21 protein-coding genes and 1 tRNA gene are annotated in these 17,714 nt (G+C 60.8%); 10 read left to right on the plus strand and 12 right to left on the minus strand.

Annotation, left to right across the window (positions count from 1 at the left end; translation table 11 throughout):
- The first annotated feature begins 153 nt into the window (after positions 1-153).
- From tolQ to V8G57_RS23750, 8 genes are all read left to right on the plus strand, one after another.
- Positions 154-855, plus strand: a complete 702-nt coding sequence (gene tolQ / locus V8G57_RS23715) for a protein TolQ (RefSeq protein WP_342831474.1) — start codon at positions 154-156, stop codon at positions 853-855.
- Positions 855-1,289, plus strand: a complete 435-nt coding sequence (locus V8G57_RS23720; RefSeq protein ID WP_342831475.1) for a biopolymer transporter ExbD — start codon at positions 855-857, stop codon at positions 1,287-1,289. The genes tolQ and V8G57_RS23720 overlap by 1 nt, the downstream gene beginning before the upstream one ends.
- Before the next feature lie 10 nt (positions 1,290-1,299).
- Positions 1,300-2,226 (plus strand): cell envelope integrity protein TolA, encoded by a 927-nt coding sequence (gene tolA / locus V8G57_RS23725; RefSeq protein ID WP_342831476.1) that lies wholly within the window; start codon positions 1,300-1,302, stop codon positions 2,224-2,226.
- Positions 2,227-2,229: 3 nt separating this feature from the next.
- Positions 2,230-3,513, plus strand: coding sequence for a Tol-Pal system beta propeller repeat protein TolB (tolB, locus tag V8G57_RS23730; protein WP_092399752.1), 1,284 nt, complete (start codon positions 2,230-2,232; stop codon positions 3,511-3,513).
- A 51-nt stretch (positions 3,514-3,564) separates the two neighbouring features.
- Positions 3,565-4,083 carry a peptidoglycan-associated lipoprotein Pal gene (gene pal / locus V8G57_RS23735; protein ID WP_092399754.1) on the plus strand — a complete coding sequence of 173 codons (519 nt, stop codon included), beginning with the start codon at positions 3,565-3,567 and terminating at the stop codon, positions 4,081-4,083.
- A gap of 2 nt (positions 4,084-4,085) precedes the next feature.
- On the plus strand, positions 4,086-4,832 hold the full coding sequence (gene ybgF / locus V8G57_RS23740) for a tol-pal system protein YbgF (RefSeq protein WP_371326611.1): 747 nt from the start codon (positions 4,086-4,088) through the stop codon (positions 4,830-4,832).
- A gap of 90 nt (positions 4,833-4,922) precedes the next feature.
- A tRNA-Lys gene (locus V8G57_RS23745) sits at positions 4,923-4,998 on the plus strand.
- A gap of 129 nt (positions 4,999-5,127) precedes the next feature.
- Positions 5,128-5,304 (plus strand): hypothetical protein, encoded by a 177-nt coding sequence (locus tag V8G57_RS23750; RefSeq protein ID WP_175501088.1) that lies wholly within the window; start codon positions 5,128-5,130, stop codon positions 5,302-5,304.
- On the opposite strand, the gene V8G57_RS23755 is transcribed toward V8G57_RS23750, so the two are convergent.
- Both V8G57_RS23755 and V8G57_RS23760 read right to left on the minus strand, forming a co-directional pair.
- Positions 5,301-5,573, minus strand: a complete 273-nt coding sequence (locus V8G57_RS23755) for a fucose-binding lectin (protein WP_092399758.1) — start codon at positions 5,571-5,573, stop codon at positions 5,301-5,303. The two genes, V8G57_RS23750 and V8G57_RS23755, sit on opposite strands and share 4 nt — an antisense overlap.
- 122 nt (positions 5,574-5,695) lie before the next feature.
- A complete protein-coding gene (locus V8G57_RS23760) occupies positions 5,696-5,926 on the minus strand; it encodes a hypothetical protein (RefSeq protein WP_342831477.1) in 231 nt (76 codons plus the stop codon).
- A gap of 332 nt (positions 5,927-6,258) precedes the next feature.
- On the opposite strand from V8G57_RS23760, the gene V8G57_RS23765 reads away from it, so the two are divergent.
- Positions 6,259-6,960 (plus strand): pirin family protein, encoded by a 702-nt coding sequence (locus V8G57_RS23765; RefSeq protein ID WP_342831478.1) that lies wholly within the window; start codon positions 6,259-6,261, stop codon positions 6,958-6,960.
- 62 nt (positions 6,961-7,022) lie between these two features.
- Here V8G57_RS23765 and V8G57_RS23770 read toward each other — a convergent pair whose 3' ends face one another.
- The 8 genes from V8G57_RS23770 to V8G57_RS23805 form a co-directional block, all read right to left on the minus strand.
- Complete coding sequence (locus V8G57_RS23770; RefSeq protein WP_342831479.1) at positions 7,023-7,946, minus strand: LysR substrate-binding domain-containing protein; 924 nt, start codon at positions 7,944-7,946, stop codon at positions 7,023-7,025.
- Positions 7,947-7,971: 25 nt separating this feature from the next.
- A complete protein-coding gene (locus tag V8G57_RS23775) occupies positions 7,972-8,895 on the minus strand; it encodes a rhodanese-like domain-containing protein (protein ID WP_342831480.1) in 924 nt (307 codons plus the stop codon).
- Positions 8,896-8,981: 86 nt separating this feature from the next.
- Complete coding sequence (locus V8G57_RS23780; protein WP_342831481.1) at positions 8,982-9,686, minus strand: YoaK family protein; 705 nt, start codon at positions 9,684-9,686, stop codon at positions 8,982-8,984.
- Between the two features lie 18 nt (positions 9,687-9,704).
- Positions 9,705-9,857, minus strand: a complete 153-nt coding sequence (locus V8G57_RS23785; RefSeq protein ID WP_144741600.1) for a XapX domain-containing protein — start codon at positions 9,855-9,857, stop codon at positions 9,705-9,707.
- Positions 9,854-10,045, minus strand: a complete 192-nt coding sequence (locus V8G57_RS23790; RefSeq protein ID WP_092399770.1) for a DUF1427 family protein — start codon at positions 10,043-10,045, stop codon at positions 9,854-9,856. Before V8G57_RS23790 ends, V8G57_RS23785 begins: the two co-directional genes overlap by 4 nt.
- A gap of 59 nt (positions 10,046-10,104) precedes the next feature.
- Complete coding sequence (locus tag V8G57_RS23795; RefSeq protein ID WP_342831482.1) at positions 10,105-11,952, minus strand: amidohydrolase; 1,848 nt, start codon at positions 11,950-11,952, stop codon at positions 10,105-10,107.
- A gap of 71 nt (positions 11,953-12,023) precedes the next feature.
- On the minus strand, positions 12,024-12,677 hold the full coding sequence (locus tag V8G57_RS23800; RefSeq protein ID WP_342831483.1) for a hydrolase: 654 nt from the start codon (positions 12,675-12,677) through the stop codon (positions 12,024-12,026).
- A gap of 195 nt (positions 12,678-12,872) precedes the next feature.
- Positions 12,873-14,327 carry a GGDEF domain-containing protein gene (locus tag V8G57_RS23805; protein WP_342831484.1) on the minus strand — a complete coding sequence of 485 codons (1,455 nt, stop codon included), beginning with the start codon at positions 14,325-14,327 and terminating at the stop codon, positions 12,873-12,875.
- Positions 14,328-14,505: 178 nt separating this feature from the next.
- Here V8G57_RS23805 and V8G57_RS23810 point away from each other — a divergent pair, with 178 nt between their 5' ends.
- Entirely contained in the window at positions 14,506-15,483 is a 978-nt protein-coding gene (locus V8G57_RS23810) for an NAD(P)H-quinone oxidoreductase (protein ID WP_092399778.1), read from the plus strand.
- A 64-nt stretch (positions 15,484-15,547) separates the two neighbouring features.
- On the opposite strand, the gene V8G57_RS23815 is transcribed toward V8G57_RS23810, so the two are convergent.
- Both V8G57_RS23815 and V8G57_RS23820 read right to left on the minus strand, forming a co-directional pair.
- The gene (locus tag V8G57_RS23815) at positions 15,548-16,843 is read right to left on the minus strand and encodes a c-type cytochrome (RefSeq protein WP_342831485.1); all 1,296 of its coding nucleotides are present in this window, start codon (positions 16,841-16,843) and stop codon (positions 15,548-15,550) included.
- A 16-nt stretch (positions 16,844-16,859) separates the two neighbouring features.
- Positions 16,860-17,630, minus strand: a complete 771-nt coding sequence (locus V8G57_RS23820; RefSeq protein ID WP_342831487.1) for a c-type cytochrome — start codon at positions 17,628-17,630, stop codon at positions 16,860-16,862.
- Positions 17,631-17,714: the final 84 nt, after the last annotated feature.

Here is a 17,714-nt window from a genome sequence, read left to right on the forward strand (position 1 = left end):
TCTGAGCAACATTGCAATAAACCCGGGGCCAGAGATAACGTCCGGTAACAATTTCTTCATCAATTGCTAATTTTGCGGTAAGCACTTTACGATTACAATTCACCGTTTAAGTCTTTTACTTAAACCTAAGACCATTCCTCAAGACCGCTATCCATGAATGTCACCCAAGATCTTTCGTTTATTACCCTCATCACCAATGCTTCAGTGTTAGTACAGCTGGTCATGGCGCTGCTGCTGGCAGTCTCCGTGATGAGCTGGACTTACATTTTCCGCAAGATGTTCGCGATCCGCAGCGCCCGTTCGCAGACCGAGGAATTCGAACGCGCATTCTGGTCCGGCGGCAACCTCGCCACCCTGTACCAGGACGCCACCTCGAACCGCCGCAAAGGTGCGGGACAAACCGGCGCGCTGGAACGCATTTTCGAAGCCGGCATGGATGAGTTCAACAAGGTCAAGGCTTCACTCGGCAACAAGGCCGCAGGCGACTCCGCCGCCATGCTGGACGGCGCCCGGCGCGCCATGCGCGCGGCTTACCAGCGGGAAATGGATGCGCTGGAATCGCACCTGGCTTTCCTTGCCTCGGTCGGTTCGGTATCGCCTTATGTCGGCCTGTTCGGCACCGTGTGGGGCATCATGAATGCGTTCCGCGGCCTGGCAAACGTCCAGCAGGCAACGCTGGCAGCGGTTGCGCCCGGCATCGCCGAAGCCTTGATCGCCACTGCGATCGGCCTGTTCGCCGCGATTCCGGCGGTGGTTGCCTATAACCGTTTCTCGCATGATGTCGATCGCCTGGCCATCCGCTTCGAGAGCTTCATCGAAGAATTCTCCAACATCTTGCAACGTCAGGCGCGCTAATGTCCGGCCCCTCATCCATGCGCGGCGGCCGCACCCGCAAATTCAAGGCGGACATCAACGTCGTTCCGTACATCGACGTGATGATGGTATTGCTGGTGATTTTCATGGTGTCGGCGCCGCTGACCAACCCGAGCGTGATCAATTTGCCGAATGCGGCGAAATCGGCGACGCCGCCGACCGAATACATCGAGATCACCCTCAAGCCCGGCGACCTGACCAGCGTCCGCATCAACGGCCAGAAAAGCGGCACCAGCAAGGCCGAGAGCGTGCCCAGGAACGGCTTGAAGCAAAAGCTGCAGCTCTTGCATGCCGACAAACCCGACATGCCGGTGATGATTTCGGCCGACAAGGATATTAAATACGACGAAGTGATCAAGGTCATTTCGGAAGCCAAGATGCTTGGCATTAACCGCGTCGGACTGGCGACAAAGTGACGATCTGGTTATGACAGGCAACTCCCCGTATTCCGTACCAAAAGAACCCGGCAGCATACGCGCCATCTTGCTTGCAGCGGCGGTGCACGCCGCCCTGTTTGCCTTCCTCTGGTTCGGCATCCACTGGCAAAGCACGCAGCCGATAGCGGTCGAGGCTGAAATCTGGGATCCACAGATCAAGGACGCCGCGCCGACGCCGCCGGAACCCGTGCCGCAGCCGACGCCAGAGCCGAAGCCGGAACCTGTGATCCAGGAAACCACGCCGCCGAAGGTGGTGGCGCCGCCATTGCCGGACCCGGAAATCGCGCTGGAACAGGAAAAGAAACGCAAAGAGCAGGAACGCAAGGACCTGCAGCGCCAGGAAGAACTGGAAAAGCAGAAGAAATTGCAAAAACAGCAAGCCGAGGATGAGCTCAAGGACAAGCTGAAGGCTGAAGCCGAGCAAAAAGCCGCCAAGGACAAGGCCGCGGCACAGGAAAAGCAGAAGCTGGATACTGCCAAAAAGGCTGAAGCCGATGCCAAGAAGAAGCAGGCAGCAACCGAGGCCGCCGCCGAAACCAAGCGTCGCAGCGATGAAATGAAGCGCATGCTGGGCCAGGCCGTGGGCAACGGCGCTGCCAACAGCACCGGCACCGCAGCTCAGTCGCAAGGGCCGCGCGGCGATCCCGGCTATGCGCAAAAGGTCGCCAGCAAGATCAAGTCGAACATCATCTTTAATGTGCCCGAAGGGCTGGCTGGAAACCCGGCAGCGGAATTTGATGTCCAACTGCTACCGGACGGTTCGGTAGCAAGCGTACGCCTCAGGAAACCGTCGGGGGTGTCCGGTTTCGACGAGGCGGTCAAACGAGCGATTGAGAAATCGGCGCCTTATCCAAAAGACAAAACGGGTTCTGTACCGTCCAGCTTCATCGGAACCCATAAACCGAAAGATCAGTAAGCCATGAAAAACAAACTGCACCAGATATTCGCGGTCATCGGGCTAGCGCTTAGCGCGCTGGTATTCAGCGCTCCGGTGAATGCTCAATTGCGTATCGAAACCTCCGGCGTCGGCGCTACCCAGATTCCGATCGCGATTGCCGGTTTCAGCAACGAAGACCTGGCGCCGCAACAGGTGACCGCCATCATCAAGGCCGACCTGGCGCGCAGCGGATTTTTCAAGATCATCGATACCGGCGACGTCATCTCCGAAGCGACCCAGGTCAACCTGGGCGACTGGAAAGCGCGCGGCGCCGACGCCTTGGTGGTCGGCAGCGTGCAGCGCCTGGCCGATGGCCGTTTCGATGTCCGCTACCGTCTGATGGACACCGTCAAATCGGCCCAGCTGTCGGCCCTGGCGATGGCCGCCGCGCCACAGTACACGCGGGTTACCGCCCACAAGATCGCCGACGACATCTATGAAAAACTGATCGGTGCGCGCGGCGCCTTCGCTACCCGCATCGCCTACATCATCAAGGCCGGCAAGGAATACCGGCTGGAAGTCGCCGACTCCGACGGCGAAGGCACGCAGGTCGCGCTGCGCTCCAACGAACCGATCATTTCGCCGGCCTGGTCGCCAGACGGCACCAAGGTTGCGTATGTTTCGTTCGAAGCCAAGAAACCGGTGGTCTATGTGCAGAACCTGATCACCAAGCAGCGCATCGTGGTGGCCAACTACAAGGGCAGCAATTCGGCGCCGTCGTGGTCGCCTGACGGCAGCAAGCTGGCGATTGCACTGGCGCGCGACGGCCTGACCCAGGTCTACGTGGTGAACTCCGACGGCGGCGGCTTGCGGCGCCTGACCCAGACCAACGGCATCGACACCGAGCCGCAGTTTTCGGCCGACGGCCAGAACATCTATTTCACCAGCGACCGCAGCGGCGGCCCGCAAATCTACAAGATGAGCGCCAACGGCGGCGACGCCCAGCGCGTGACCTTCGGCGGCACCTACAACATCAGCCCGCGCATTTCGCCCGACGGCAAGACGCTGGCTTATATTTCGCAGCGCGGCGGCCGCTTCCAGCTGTATGCGCTGGACCTGACCAACGGCCAGGAACAGCGCTTGTCGGATACGGTCAAGGATGAATCGCCGAGTTTTTCGCCGAACGGCAAATACATCATGTACGCCACCGAATCGGGCCGCCGCGGCTCGCTGGCAGTGGTCTCGGTTGACGGCCGCGTAAAACAGCGCTTAACTATGCAAGCTGGCGACATACGGGAGCCTACTTGGGGTCCTTTCATGAAATAATCACGTAGTTACTTTGAATCGACGTTCGTTTCCCACTCTGGAGAATTAAAAATGCTAAATATCAGAAACTTTGCCCTCGTCATTGCCAGCGCCATCCTGCTGGCCGCTTGCTCGTCCCCTGTCAAGCTGGACGACAAGGCAGTCCCGGTCGTCGACAGCGGCGCTACCGGCGCTGATACCCGTTCCGTCAATACGGTTGACGCCGGCTCCAGCGATCCGCTGAACCAGCCAGGCGGCATCCTCTCCAAGCGCAGCATCTACTTTGACTTCGACAGCTACATCGTCAAGGACGAGTTCAAGTCCGTGGTCGAAGCGCACGCCCAGTACCTGAACAGCCACAAGAACCGCAAGATCATCATCCAAGGCAATACCGATGACCGCGGCGGCCGCGAATACAACCTGGCGCTGGGACAAAAACGTGCCGAGGCAGTGCGCAAGGCATTGGTATTGCTGGGCGTATCGGATACCCAGGTCGAAGCAGTTTCGCTGGGCAAGGAAAAACCTAAGGCTCTCGGCAGCGACGAAGCGTCCTACGCTGAAAACCGCCGTTCCGACATCGTTTATCAATAATGATGCGGACGTTCTTCAAAGCCACGATGACTGCGGCCATGCTGGCCGCGGTTTTTTCCGCTCCGACCGCCCGCGCCGGGCTGTTTGACGACGATGAAGCACGTCGGGCGATTTTGGATATACGCAGCAAGATCGATGCGGTGAATGCCAGGGTCGACACCAAGGCAGACAAGACCAGCTCCTTGAGCCTGTCCGACCAGAATGAACACCTGAACCAGGAAATCGCCAAGCTGCGCGGACAGATCGAAGTCCTGACCAACGAGCTGGCCAATACCCAGCAGCGCCAGAAAGATTTCTACGTCGACCTCGATACCCGCTTGCGCAAGCTGGAGCCGCAAAAGGTCAGCGTCGACGGCCAGGAAGTCAGCATCGGCGCCAACGACCAGAAAGCCTACGATGCAGCGCTGGCGACCTTCAAGGCCGGCGACTATAAAACCGCGGCAACGGCGTTTTCGAATTTCATACGGTCCAGCCCCGATTCAGGCCTGGCGCCGTCAGCGCAGTACTGGCTGGGCAACGCCTATTACGCCCTGCGCGACTACAAGAATGCGATTGCGGCACAGCAAGTGGTTGTCACCAAATATGCCGACAATCCCAAGGCCGCCGATGCACTGTTGAATATCTCCAGCAGCTATACCGAGCTGAAGAACAAGCCACAGTCCAAGCGCGCACTGGAACAGCTGCTGTCGCAGTATCCGAACACGCCGGCAGCCCAGACTGCAAAGGAACGGCTGTCCACGCTGAAGTGAGCGGCAAAATTTAATTTTGTGGATTGTGCAAATAAAAGTGCATATGGGTTTGACAGCTCATATGCACTTTACATATAATAGCGGTCTTTCGGGTCGTTAGCTCAGCTGGTAGAGCAGCGGACTTTTAATCCGTTGGTCGCAGGTTCGAATCCCGCACGGCCTACCACGAATAAGCAGTACAGATAAGGCTCCCAGCAATGGGGGCCTTTTTCTTTGCCGCCCACTCAGTTCCGCAAAATTCGAATTGGCAAGATCATTACTGCTCTATTCGCTGTGTTCGATTTGGCTGTTTTGAATGAAGAATCAGCTCCTTGCCCAGAGTAATTTACGGGCTAAAGAGCTGATTTTATTTATAGGCAAAAAACAGGTCAGCAACGAACGTCATTGGAGCCATTGCAAGACCCGGCTCTCGCCTATTGTCGATGAGCGCGCGGAATTTGATTTGTTTCGCGCTTCATTGGCACAAAACTAGCCGGTGTAGGCGCCCTTGTACCAACCCTCGCCATCCCAGCACCACTCGGTCGTTTGGCTACCAGTGGTTGCATAGACGCGGATATGGATGGTGCTTCCGTTCAACCAGCTGGTTGCAGAGGCATTTTCACCTGGTTGCTTAAAGGCGCCTGTGTACCACCCCTTCGATCCGTCGTAGCAACGTTCAGAGATCGTAGAGCCATTGGACGTATAAACACGGATCGACGGCGAGCTGGTTCCCCATGAAACGGCGGCAGTTTGAGTTGACATTTTTAAACTCCTAGAATGAGTTGAGTAAAGTGACGAACTAAAACACTTCAGTGATCACGACATACGCGTCACTGTGATGGTGCTCATTCAGAGTAGCAAGCGACTAGCGAAATAAATACCTGTCAATTTTCCCTGTCAATTTTCGCAGCCGGCAGATGCAGGCGTAATCTTGCGAGCACTGGATCCGGCGTCAATGCAGTTTGGCTGGATGAGAAATTTGGTTGGATGAGAAATGATGAGTCATCAAATTTCCACGATGAACGCTTCAGCGGAAAAACATACAATACGAAACGCTCAACCGGAAAATGCAGGTGGCTTTTTTGTTTTGTCCTGCCGATTTTTACATGCGGCAAGGCCCCTCTCCCCCTTTGCGAATTTCATCATCCGGCTACGTATTTGTCGCCAATAATTTATACTTGGCCATCCATTTTCGAATTTTATGTTGCAATGCCGATTTCCCTGTCTTCAAGACGTTTGCAATAATCAGCCCGTCATCCCGTGAACCGCATGAACAAAGGCATTTCCGTAATGATCGATAAATTCGAACATACACCCCTATTTTTTCCGTTTTTCTTTTGATTTGGCAACGCGCATACTTCTTCCAGTTGCTTCAACACTGCATCCGCCGCAATCATTCTTCATGGTGAAAAATGGGGCCGCCTGCAGTCATTGACGGAGAAAAACCATGCTTCAAATTCGTAAAAGCGAGGAACGCGGCGTTGCCGACCACGGCTGGCTGAATTCGCACCATACATTTTCGTTCGGCCATTATTTCGACGCCGAGCATACCGGCTTCGGGCCGCTGCTGGTGATCAACGAAGACCGCGTAAAAGCCGGCCAGGGTTTCGGCACGCACGGCCACAGCGACATGGAAATCATTTCCTATGTGCTGGACGGCGCGCTGGAACACAAGGACAGCATGGGCACCGGCTCGGTCCTGCATTACGGCGATGTGCAAAGGATGAGCGCAGGCAGCGGCGTGCGCCACAGCGAGTTCAACCACTCGGCGACGGCGCCGGTGCATTTCCTGCAGATCTGGATCAAGCCGAATGTCGCCGGCATCCCGCCCAGCTATGAAGAAAAGCATTTCACCGTCGCCGAAAAACAAGGACAGCTGCGCCTGATCGCATCGGCCGACGGCCGCGGCAACTCGGTGCTGATACACCAGGATGCGTCGATCTATGCAGCGATCCTGAACGGCGGCGAACCGCTGCAGCACACGCTGGCCGAAGGACGCAACGCGTATGTGCATGTGATACGCGGCCGCGTCAGCGTCAACGGTCTCGCGCTGAACGGCGGCGACGCAGTGAAGGTGACAGCCGAGACTGCGGTCACGCTGGCCAAGGCCGACGCTGCGGAAGTATTGCTGTTCGACCTGCCGTATTGATTTTGCAGGCGCAGCGGAAGTGAACCAGGCCGGGACAGCGCCAAGCTGCCCGGCCTGGTTTTTTAGAGCGCTCCAGGCACATGCCGGACCAGGCGCGCCATGGCGTCGCTGCCGCGCATGCGCTCCATCCACCAGCTCAAGGCGGCGCCGTCGTCGCCGGTGCGCCACGCCAGCGAAAAGGTTTCGTCCGGCTTCGGCTCTTCCACTTCTTTCACGACCAAGGCGCCCGACGCAATCGCCGCGCGCGCGCATGGTTCCGGCAAAAAACCGAAGCCGATGCCGGCCAGCTGCAAGTCGTATTTGCTGCGCATGTCCGGCACCGTCAGCGTGTCTTGCCCGAACAGCAGGCCGACCGTGCGCGAGGCCATCCTGCGCGCCGAATCCGCTACGCTGATGGCGCGGTGCGGCAACAATTCGGCCTTGCCCAGCACACGCTTCACCTTGGCCAGCGGATGGTTTGGCGCCACTACGAACACGAAAGAAATCGTTCCCATCTTCTCGGCGATATAACCGCCGCCCGCAGGCCCCTGCCCCGGTGCCGCGATCAGCAAATCGACACGGCGCTCCAGCAGCGCTTCCCAGGTGCCGGCCAGCGATTCCCTGGCGATGCGCAAGCGGGTCTTGTCGGCTACCGCGCAGAAGGCGGCGATATCGGTTTCCAGCGCCGTTACCGAAAACAGCGAGTCTATGCAGATCGTCAGCTCGGTCTCCCAGCCGGAGGCCACGCGGCGCACGCGGTGCTCCAGGTCTTCCGCCGCCTTCAGCAGGTAGCGCCCCTCCTTGAGCAGCTCGGCGCCGGCGCGCGTCAGCGCCACCTTCGGCCCCTGGCGCTCGTAGACTTGCACGCCCAGGTCTTGCTCAAGTTTCGATACGGTGTAGGAGATGGTCGAAGGGACCCGGTGCAATTCGCTGCCGGCGGCGGAGAACGAGCCGCGGCGGTCGATGGCGTCGAGAATCAACAGCGCATCGAGACTGATTCTGAACATGGAACTCCCGATAGAGAGAAAAGAATTAGGAATCGATCGCGTAGCCGGCCGCGATCCAGGCGTCTATGCCGCCCGACAGCGGCCGCACTTTCTTGTAGCCTCGCAGCATCAGCTGCTTGGCGACCAGCGCCGCCGAGGCTTCGTTGGGACAGGCGCAGTAGACGATCACTTCCTGGTCCACCGGCGCATCGAACACGAAGCTGTTGATTTCCTGGTGCGAGATGGTGCGTGCGCCGGGGATCCGTCCGGCCTGCTGCGAAGCCGGCGAACGGACATCGACGATGGCCGGCGTGATGCCCTGCTTGAACAGCTGGTCCAGCTCTTCCACCGAGATGCGCGCCATGCGCAAGGACATGCGGAAACGCCGGCGCTGCCACCATTTGCTGGCGACGAATATCGCAAAGCCTGCGGCCACCAGCATCATGCCGTACTGGCCGAGTTCGGTCAGCACGTTCAGCAGGTCGTCGATGGCGGTGCTGAACAGGGAGCCGAGGAAAATCGCCAGGCCGGCCCACAAGGCCGCGCCTATGCTGTCGTAGAGGATGAAGGTGGTGCGGCTGGTGCCGATGGTGCCGGCCAGCGCGCTGGCGATGGAAGCAAAGCCCGGGATGAATTTGGCGACCAGCAGCGAACGTGCGCCCCAGCGCGAATAGATGGATTCGGTCTGCCGCACGCAGGAATCGGGCGACAGCGAAATCCGGCACAGCGTGGACAACACCTTCCTGCCGTAACGCCGGCCCGCCAGGTACCAGAGGAAATCGGCGATCAGCGCCGCCGCCACCGCGGTAAGCAACAGCACCGGCGCCGAATACTCGCCGCGATGCATCAGGGCGCCGGTGATCACCAGCGTCGGATAGGCCGGCACCGGCGCCCCCAGCTGTTCCGCCAGCACATTGAAAAATACGATGACCAGCCCATATTGCTCGATCAGATGAAACAGGTAGGTCATCGCTTTCGTCGCCTCGTTGCCATGTCGATAATTGCCAGAATTGCCAGGTCGGCAATATCAGGGTACTGCGTTCAATTCCTCGATCATTATAAAGTTGATGGCGATCCGGCTTCGCTCTTTTCCGAAAGATATTCCGTAACCGCCAGCCAGGCCAGCAGCGCCGACGGCAGCAGCAGGGACAGGAACCGCAGGTACTTGTAGGCAAAGGCGCCGGCGATGGCGCCGACGCCGAACATCACCACCGGCCAGAAGAACTTGACGCAGCGCTGGCGCACCGTTTCGTCCGCCGCGCCGCGCAGGATGTCGACCAGGTCGATCACCAGCTGGGTGACATTGCCGGTCATGACCGTGGTTGGCGTCAGGTGCTGCAGCACCAGGCGGCTGCTGGCGTTCTGCACGCCCATGCTGGCGGCGCCGCAGATGCCCGCCAGCAGGGCCAGCGGCGCTTCGGTATTGCCGAGCGGTTGCGCCAGGCAGCCGGCGATCATGAAGCCCAGCAAGAAAATCAATTGCAGCACCAGCAGGTAGGGCATGGGCTGGCGGCCGCTGCGCTCAAGCCAGATCAGCGTGACGCGCGTCAGCGCCACTGCGAGTATGAATGCCGGAAACGCCAGCAGCTTGATCAGCACGCCGTGCGAATGATTGGCCAGTTCGCTGCCGATCAGCACGAAGTTGCCGGTGACGTGCGCAGTGAACAGGCCGAACAAGGCGATGAAGCCTACGGTATCGACATAACCGGCCAGGAAACTCAATACGACCGATTGGTGGGTCCTGCGATTGCCTGCCTCCATCCTGCCTCCTCCCCTCTGTCAAACCTGGCCGGCGGCCAGGTAACCCAATGTCATCGCCACCACCAGCAATGCGCCGACCGGCGTCGGCGGCGTCGGCGACGGCAGGTCGAACCAGCGGCACAAGGCGCCGACCAGCAAACCCAGCGCCATGCCCAGCAGCAGGGCAATCATAACTTGCTCCCGGCGGCGGCGCGCGCCGCCAGGTAGCGGTCCACCAGCCAGTAGCCGCTGCTCATCATGAACACCAGTATGGCGCCGCTCAGCACCGGCGGCGAAGGCACCGGAATCTGCGCCAGGTGGCAGGCGGCGCCGACCGCGAACGACAACAGCAAACCCAATACGATTTTTGTATAGCGCATGATAATCCTCAATCCGTCCCTAAAAGAAACGGACTTCCACCGGGAAGTCCGCGACAAGCTTAAAAAGCGAAACAGCTGCAACCCAGCGCACCCCAGAATCCCGAATAATCCGAGATCGGCACCGTCGATTTCCTTGCTGCGTCATGCGCGTGGGCGTGCACGCCGCAGGCGCCGGCACACTGATGCGGCAGGGCCTGGCGCTGCTGCGCCACAGGACGGTAATGGCCCGGCACGGTTTTCACCGGCGACCAGTCCGGCAGCACCGGGATAGGCGGCGGCGCCAGCGGCGCGAACTCGGCGGCGCCATAGACGATCTTGCCGCCAACCACCGTCAGCACCGATTCCAGCGCCTTGATGCTGTCTTCGTCGACGCTGAAAAAATCTGCCGACAACACCGCCAGGTCCGCCAGCTGCCCTTGCTTGATGCGGCCCTTCTTGCCCTGCTCGCTGGAAAACCAGGCGCTGCCGTTGGTCCAGAGTTCGAGCGCGGTTTCGCGCGGCAGCCTGGCCGCGGTGTCGTACAGCTTCATGCCGCCGACGGTGCGTCCCGACACCAGCCAGTACAGCGCGGTCCAAGGGTTGTAGCTGGCCACCCGGGTAGCATCGGTGCCGGCGCCGACCGGCACGCCCATCTCCAGCATGCGCGCTATCGGCGGCGTGTGGGCCGCGGCGTCGGCGCCGTAGCGGTCGACAAAATACTCGCCCTGGAACGCCATCCGGTGCTGGATCGCGATGCCGCCGCCCAGCACGCGCACCCGTTCGATATTCTGCGGCGTGATGGTTTCCGCATGGTCGAAGATCCAGTGCAAGCCGTCGAATGGAATCTCGCGGTTCACTTTTTCAAACACATCCAGCATGCGGCTGATCGATTCGTTGTAAGTGGCGTGCAGGCGGAACGGCCAGCGCTGCGAGACCAGGTGCCGCACCACTTGCTCCAGCTCGTTTTCCATGCCTGCCGCCAGCTCCGGCCGCGGCTCCAGGAAATCTTCAAAGTCCGCCGCCGAAAACACCAGCATTTCGCCGGCGCCGTTATGGCGGTAGAAATCGTCGCCCTGGCCGGGCGTGACCAAACCGGTCCATTTCTGGAAATCGTCCAGCTCCTGTCCCTTGCGCTGGGTGAACAGGTTGTAGGCGATGCGTATCGTCAGCTGCTGGTCGCGCGCCAGCTGGTCGATGATGGCGTAGTCCTCGGGATAATTCTGGAAACCGCCGCCGGCGTCGATGGCGCTGGTGACGCCGAGCCGGTTCAGCTCGCGCATGAACTGGCGGGTGGAGTTGACTTGCTGCTCGTGCGGCAAAGCCGGGCCCTTGGCCAGGGTTGCATACAGGATCATCGCATTCGGCTTGGCGATCAGCATGCCGGTCGGATTGCCGGCAGCGTCGCGCTGGATTTCGCCGCCGGGCGGATTCGGCGTGTCCTTGGTGTAGCCGACGGCGCGCAAGGCGGCGCGGTTGAGCAAGGCGCGGTCGTACAGGTGGAGGATGAACACCGGCGTGTCAGGTGCGGCGGCGTTGATTTCTTCCAGCGTCGGCATGCGCTTTTCGGCGAACTGGAATTCAGTCCAGCCGCCGACCACGCGTACCCACTGCGGATGCGGGGTGCGCAGCGCCTGTTCTTTCAGCATGCGCAACGCATCCGCCAGCGAAGGCACGCCTTCCCAGCGCAATTCCAGGTTGTAGTTGAGGCCGCCGCGGATCAGGTGCAAGTGGGAGTCGTTCAGGCCCGGGACCGCGGTGCGGCCGTTCAGGTCGATCACCTGGGTCGCGGCGCCGCGATGACGCATCGCTTCCTCCGCATCGCCGACCGCGACGAACTTGCCATCCTGTATCGCTACCGCCGTCGCCAGCGGCTGTGCCTTGTCGACCGTGTGAAAGCGGCCGTTCAACAAAATCATGTCTGCACTCATGGTTTTCTCCTCACGCTATCGGATCTGGTGTAACGCGGCCCCGCCAATGGATGCACAGGGCCTCTTGGTCTTTAATGGGCTTCAGAGGCATTGAACATGGTCTTGGCATAGATCAAGCCGAGGCCGTAGCCGCCGCCGTGCGCAATCGAAGTGGCCACGGTTTCGTTGTAGGTTTCGCCGCGCGCCCAGTCGCGTTGCAGTTCCAGCAGGTACTGCAGCGAGGTCATGGGACGCGCGCCTTGCTGGATCATGCGTTCCACTGCGCGCTGGTGAGCCTCGTCGGAGACATCGCCGCTGGCGTCGGTGATGACATACACGTCGAATCCCTGGTCCAGGGCCGACAACGCAGGACCGACGATGCATACCGAAGTCCACAGGCCGGCCAGCACGATCTTGTCCTTGCCGATAGCGTTGACGCGTTCAGCAATGCGCGCATCTTCCCAGGTATTCATGGTGGTGCGGTCTATCGCTTCCTGCCCTGGGAACACGGTCTTGATTTCGTCGAAGATGGGGCCGGAGAACGACTTTTCGGCGACTGTGGTCAGGATGGTCGGCACCTCGAACTCTTTGGCGGCCTTGGCCACCAGGGCGACGTTATTGCGCAGCGAAGCCAGGTCGATGGACTTGGTGGCGAACGCCATTTGCGATTGGTGATCGATCATGATCAGGGTGTGGTTGGCAGGGTTCAGCAGCGTGCTTCCTGGCTTGGCGGTTGCGATTGGCATGATGTTTCCTCTCTTATATGCGATTAATTCGAAATTAAAACAGGAATCGATTCCTGTTGATTGGCATGGGGTCATTACCAATGAATTGCAGTATGGTCGAGAGGAATTCAAAAGAAAAACGGAAAATTTATAGCCAAACGATCGAATTTATCGATTATTAATTTAATGCTATTTTTACAAAGGAACTGTCAAGCTTCAGGCCATCTCGTCCAGCAGCGCATGGCCGTATACCGTGAAGCGGCTTTTACCCTGGCGCTTGGCCTGGTACATCGCTGCGTCAGCCTGGCGCAATGCGGCATCCCACTCCAGGTTCTCGGCCTGGCACAGGGCGATGCCGATGCTGCAGCCGATGCCGTCGCCGATGGCGGCGACGCGGCTGACGATGCGGCCGGCGACCGCGGTGGCGGTAGCCTTGACGGCAGCGGCGGGAGCCGCCAGGCACACCACGAATTCGTCGCCGCCGACACGGCCGGCGATATCGCTGTCGCGCAGCACCGACCTGAGGGCGGCGGCCACTTCGACCAGCACCGTGTCGCCGCGGTCGTGCCCGAGGTCGTCGTTGACGCGCTTGAAGCCGTCCAGGTCGATGAACAGCAAGGCCACCGCCTGGCGGCTCGCCAAATCGCGGCTGCGCAAGGTTTCAGCCAGTTCGAGAAACAGTGAACGGCTGGGCAGCCCGGTCAAGTCGTCCAGCCGCACCTGGTCCATCCTGACTTCCAGCATGGCGTTGTTGAGCGCCAGCAGGCGGGCGTCTTGTACCGTCTTCAGGTAGACCTGGTTCATTTCGCGCAGGTAGATCAGCAGCAGCAGCGTGGCCGACGCCAGGGCGTTGCAGCGGCCGACGTACCAGCCCACCGAGAACTGGCTGCCGCCGGCCATGGTGATGGCGTTGTCGCACAGCAGCGCAACCAGGGCAACCCCCAGCCATACGTGCAACACCGCGCGGAAGCGCGTGGCCTGCCACAAGACCAGGAAGGCAAGGCCGGTCATGCACTGCAGCAAAGGGCCGGCGCCGCTGCTGGCTAGCCGGCGAAAATCGCCGTTGTCATCGAGCCGCGGCAAATACGCATGGAATACGGTGACCAGGGCCATGCTGGCAAGCAGCGCCGCCGCCACGGCGGCCATCAGCCAACGCGCCAGGCGCTGGGAGTGCCGGTACATCAGGGCCGGATTGCGCCAGTTGCTGGCGGCGTAGGCCAGGATCCCCAGCGCCAGGCCGGCATGCCATAAAAACCACAGCCAGATCGCAGTCTGCTCGCCGCCCAGCAGCGATCCGTGCGGCAGGAACATGTCGGGCAAGGCCAGGAACTGCAGTAAAAAAATCCCGGCGCAATAAAAGCAGGCGCCGCCGACAAACAGCAGATCGAGAGCCCTGGTGGCGCGATAGTGGGCAAAAATCAGGTAGGTGATGATGACATAAGCGACCACCGTCGCCGTCTGGTAGGAAGGCAGGAAGGCTGGCACCCGCGGCCCCATGACCGCCGCCAGCGGCAGCAGCAGCAATGTTCCCGAGACAATCCCGATGCAGGTCCACAATGCACGCCGCCGCTGGCGGCTGGTCGCCTGCCGCGTCGCCGGCGAAGCGTTCATATGGTGCCAGGCCGGCTTGGACATGGCGTTGTTACCTGCATTGCTTGCGCGGTCGGTCATTGCCTGTTCTTCATGAAGCCCTTGATTGAAAGAATTTCCATAGAGAAATCTTGTCTTTTAGCATCAAAATAATAACTTGAATGCCTGTGTTGAGCTAATACAGAAAAGCTATCACTCTCGCTTTCAAAAGAGAAATAAGACTTGTCATACAATGGCCTCTTTACCTTGAGACCATGCCATGCGCGCTATCGAAATCACCCATCCCGGCGGCCCGGAAGTATTGCAGATCTGCGAACGCCCCCTGCCCTCGTTCAAGCCAGGCGAAGTGCTGATCAAGGTGCAGGCTGCCGGCGTCAACCGGCCCGACGTGTTCCAGCGCACCGGCAATTATTCGCCGCCGCCGGGCGCGTCCGACCTGCCGGGGCTGGAGATCGCCGGCGAAATCGTCGACGGCGACTTCGGCAGCAGCCCGTTCAAGAAAGGCGACCTGGTATGCGCACTGGTGCAAGGCGGCGGTTATGCCGAATACTGCTGCGCGCCGACCGCCCAATGCCTGCCGCTGCCCGACGGCTGGAGCGCGGCGGAAGCGGCGTCGCTGCCGGAAACCTTTTACACCGTGTGGAGCAATGTCTTCGACCGCGCAAAACTGGCGAGCGGCGAGACCTTGCTGGTGCAAGGCGGCAGCTCGGGCATCGGCGCCGCAGCGATCCAGATCGCCACGGCGCTCGGCCACCGGGTATTCGCTACCGCCGGCTCGGATGAAAAATGCCGCGCCTGTGAAGCGCTGGGCGCCGAACGCGCGATCAATTACCGCACGGAAGACTTCGCTGCCGTCATCAAGGCTGCGACCGATGGCAAAGGCGTGAACGTCATCCTGGACATGGTGGCCGGCGATTACGTGCCGCGCGAAATCAGCTGCCTGGCCGACGACGGCCGCCTGGTCTTCATCGCCACGCTGGGCGGCAGCAGCGCCAGCATCGATTTCCGCCACGTCATGATGCGGCGCCTGACGATTACCGGCTCGACCCTGCGGCCGCGGCCGGTCGCTTTCAAGGCTGCCATCGCGGCCCAGTTGCAGGAGCGTGTCTGGCCGCTGCTGGCGGCAAAGAAGATCAAGCCGGTGATCTTCAAGACCTTTCCGCTGGAGCAGGCGGCACAAGCGCATGCACTGATGGAAAGCAGTTCGCATATCGGCAAGATCATGCTGACCGTCTAAGCCGCGCCATGTGAAAAAAGCAGCCGATGGCTGCTTTTTTTGGGGGCGTGAAGAAACCGCGGTTTTAATCCAGCGGCACCGCGCGATAGCGGCTGACCTCGGATGCGCCCACGATCGGCGCCTTGTTGCCCCAGCTGTTGCGGATATACGAAACCACCGCGGCGACTTCGCCATCGTTCAGCGTCGGCCCGTAAGGCGGCATGCCGTAAGGACGCGGATTGGCGGCGGTACTGGGCGCGAAGCCGCCGTTCAGGACCACCCGGATCGCATTCACCGGCGCCGGCATGGTGATCGCGTGATTGCTTGCCAGCGGCGGGTAAGCCGGCCACTGCCCCTTGCCGGAAGCCTGGTGGCAATCGATGCAATGGTTTTTGTAGATCTTCTGGCCCAGTTCCATCACCCGCGCCACCTCGTCCGGCCTGGCGCGTTCGTCGGGTTCCGCGGCTTCCTTCTGGCGCGGCAAGGACTTCAGGTAAACCGCCATGGCGCGCGCATCCTGGTCGCTCAGGTGCTGCAGGCTGGCGCCGACCACTTCCGCCATCGGCCCCAGCACCGTGCCGCGCGGCGAGACGCCGTTTTTCAGCAGACCTGTAATGTGTTCGATGTCCCAGTCGCCGAGGCCGATTTCCTGGTCCGAGGTCAGCGACGGCGCATACCAGTTCACCACCGGGATGAAACCGCCGCCCAGGTCCGCTTTCAGGTCGGTGCCGCCGAGAGCATTGCGGGTGGTGTGGCAAGCGCTGCAGTGGCCCAGTCCCTGCACCAGGTAGGCGCCGCGGTTCCACTCCACCGATTGCTGCGCCTCGGCCTGATATACGCCAGGCCGGAAATACAGGGCGCGCCAGCCGTAGAGCAGGAACCGGTTGTTGTAGGGGAAGCGCAATTCGTGCTGGCGGTTCTTTTGCGGCACCGGCGGCACGCTGCGCAGGTAGGCAAACATGGCGTCGGCGTCGGCGCGCGTGACCTTGGTGTAATTCGTGTACGGGAAGGCCGGATACAGCAGGCTGCCGTCTTTCGATTTGCCGTTGTGCAGGGCTTGCCAGAAATCGTCGGCCGACCAGGTGCCGATGCCGGTGTCGTTGTCAGGCGTGAGATTCGGCGCATAGATGGCGCCGAACGGCGTCTGTATCGCGCGCCCTCCAGCCAGTTCCTTGCCGCCGCGCGCCGTATGGCAGGCCATGCAATCGCCGCCGCGCACCAGGTAAGCGCCGCGGCTTATCTGGTCGCCGGGACTCGCCGCGGCTTGCGCCGGCTGCGGCGGCGCACTGTTGTCATCAGCGTTGAAGACCGCCAGCACGCCGGCAGCAACCGCGATCAGCAGCAGCAAACCACCTAGCACCCACTTGAATAGTCGTTTCATTCTGCGCTCTGCTTGATCATGGGTTGGCCGGAGGGAGGGGAATGCTGCCGCACGCCAGCGGCAACTTGGCCGTGCCGGGGGCGGCCGCTGTAGCGTCGGCAGGCACCGGCTGCGCCGCCAGCCAGGAGGCGACGGCGCCGATGTCTTCCGCGCTCAGGCGCTGCACCACCTGCGCCATGCAGTCGGGCGCCACCGCATGGCGCGCACCGTTCTTCCAGGCGCCAATCTGGCCCACCAGGTAATCGCGCGGCAATCCGAGCAAGCCTGGCGTGGTCGGCAAAACGCCGGTCATGGCGCTGCCGTGGCAGGCGATGCAGGCCGGGATCTTCTTGGCCGGATCGCCCTTGTTGACCAGCACTTCGCCGCGCGCCCGCGTAGCGTTCGACGGATCGGGCGGCTGCGGCGGCGGATAAGGCGGATGCTGGTCCGCAAAATAGTGGGCGATTTCCTGCAGATAGGCGTCGGACAGATGGTCGACCAGGTAGGTCATCATCGGATACTGCCGGCGTCCTTCACGAAAATTATGCAGCTGGTTGTAGAGGTAGCCGGCCGGTTTGCCGGCGATGCGCGGGTAGTAGCCGTCGTTGGTAGCGCGTCCCTGCTCGCCGTGGCAGGCGGTGCAGGCGGTGAGGCGCTGCTTGATGGTGTCGGGAACGGCGCCGGCGTCGACCTCAGCCGCGCTGGCGGCGACAGCCAGCAGCGCCGCGGCAAGGACAAACAGGGAGCCAAGGCGGCGCCCGTGAACTGGCGCTCGGCCGCAAGCCGGTCTTACCGAAAGAATCCGCATGATTTCCTACTTTTTTATAATGCTGCATTTTTTAGGGAAGGCATTCTCTGCACGATTATAAACTAGCAAGCAAGGTTGACGGCC

Source organism: Collimonas rhizosphaerae (genome assembly GCF_038896935.1).
Taxonomy (GTDB): Bacteria; Pseudomonadota; Gammaproteobacteria; order Burkholderiales; family Burkholderiaceae_D; genus Collimonas; species Collimonas rhizosphaerae.